Below are 1127 nucleotides of genomic sequence, written 5' to 3'. Positions count from 1 at the left end.
GCTGGGCGGGGCAAGGGGTGTGGCGCGGGGTGCGCGGCCGTCCGGGTGTGCGCCGCACCCTGGAGCTGATCGGCCATCTGCTGCACAACGGCGCGGTGGCGATGATGATGATCCAGCTCTGTCTGCTGTACGCGTCGGCCGGCTGGTACAAGATCCAGGGTGCGCCCTGGCAGGACGGCACCGCCGTGTACTGGTCGGCCGGACTCGACTGGCTGGAGCCGTACCCCGCGCTCTCGCACGCCCTCACCTCGCACGCACTGCCCGTCCTCGCCCTGACGTACGGAACCGTGCTCGTCCAGGTCGCCTTCCCGTTCAGCCTGCTCGACCGGCGGGTCAAGAACGTCCTGCTGGCGCTGCTGTTCGCCGAACACACCGGCATCGGGCTGCTGCTGGGACTGCCGTACTTCTCGCTGTCGATGATCGCGGCCGACCTGGTGTTCCTGCCGACCGGGTTCCTGGTGGCGGCGGGGGAGCGGGCCGAGGGGCTGCGGCGGCGGCTGACCGGTGACAGACGGCCGGCCCCCGACGCCCGGGGCGCGGAGGCCGGCCTGGCGGCCCGCTCGGAGGAAGAGGAGGGGGTCACCCCCTCTTGGCGAGCGTCATGTTGATCGTGTTGCCCGGGCCCGAGGTGAAGGCGCTCAGGATGTCGTTGAGCGCGCCGCAGCTCTTCAGCGGCGGCAGCGTGTACGTCCCCTTGAGCTTGCCGCCGCTCAGCGGGTCGAACCGGCCGTCCGAGGTCAGGTTGACGTCGGCGGGGGTACCGGACTTGCAGTCGGCTCCGCCGCCCAGCGGGATGCCGAAGACGGCTATCTCGGGCAGCTTCACGTACATGCTCGACTTGGTGGTGAGGTTACCGGCGGTGCTGAGCGTGCCGTTCGTCCGGCCCACCTGCTGGAACTCGATCTTCGCGGTCGCCGGGAGGAACCCGAGGATCGAGAACTTCCCGGAGGTCGGGTTCAGCGTCAGATCGGCGTTGTACGTGCCCGAGGCGAGGTCGAAGTCGGCCTCGATCCCACCGGCCAGCGCGGCGGCCCCGTTCGCCGCCTTGATGGTCGAGCTACCGGTGAGGCCGTAGCTCAGGTGGATGGGCGGGTTGGGGTTCGTGGGATTGGTGGGGTCGGTTGGGC

Annotated in this window: 1 protein-coding gene and 1 pseudogene; one reads left to right on the top strand and one right to left on the bottom strand. The window is 70.2% G+C overall.

Features of this window, described 5'->3' with window-relative positions; translation table 11 throughout:
• Positions 1 to 608, top strand: a pseudogene (locus ACJA3G_RS37380) (HTTM domain-containing protein); the annotation flags it as partial.
• Here the strand turns inward: ACJA3G_RS37380 and ACJA3G_RS37375 are convergent.
• A partial coding sequence (locus tag ACJA3G_RS37375; RefSeq protein ID WP_406557456.1) for a hypothetical protein occupies positions 580 to 1127 on the bottom strand: 548 nt, incomplete at its 5' end. The pseudogene ACJA3G_RS37380 and the gene ACJA3G_RS37375 sit on opposite strands and share 29 nt — an antisense overlap.

The organism is Streptomyces sp. YS-3, from assembly GCF_045257485.1.
Taxonomy (GTDB): Bacteria; Actinomycetota; Actinomycetes; order Streptomycetales; family Streptomycetaceae; genus Streptomyces.
This window is presented reverse-complemented; position numbering and strand designations above follow the sequence as displayed.